The sequence below is a fragment of the Priestia sp. TRM10 genome, from assembly GCF_057808375.1.
In genome coordinates this window covers 1-297 of sequence record NZ_JBJZOT010000036.1, presented here as the reverse complement: position 1 = coordinate 297, position 297 = coordinate 1, and the positions used below count along the sequence as shown (strand labels likewise).

The window sequence follows — 297 nt, the reverse complement described above, 5'->3', positions numbered from 1 at the left end:
AGCTTAACTTCTGTGTTCGGCATGGGAACAGGTGTGACCTCTTGGCTATGGTTACCAGACTATATAGAGTTGTTCACTCAAAACTAAATAACAAGGCAAGGAAAAACATATCCGATTATGATCAATTCTTAGGTTAAGTCCTCGATCGATTAGTATTAGTCAGCTCCACATGTCGCCATGCTTCCACCTCTAACCTATCTACCTGATCGTCTCTCAGGGATCTTACTTCCGAAGAATGGGAAGTCTCATCTTGAGGGGGGCTTCATGCTTAGATGCTTTCAGCACTTATCCCGTCCG

Annotated in this window: 2 rRNA genes; both read right to left on the bottom strand. The window is 44.1% G+C overall.

Going from position 1 to position 297, the window contains the following annotated elements:
* Positions 1 to 59 (bottom strand): 5S ribosomal RNA (gene rrf / locus ACK3CR_RS27070); the annotation flags it as partial.
* A 70-nt stretch (positions 60 to 129) separates the two neighbouring features.
* A 23S ribosomal RNA gene (locus tag ACK3CR_RS27065) occupies positions 130 to 297 on the bottom strand; the annotation flags it as partial.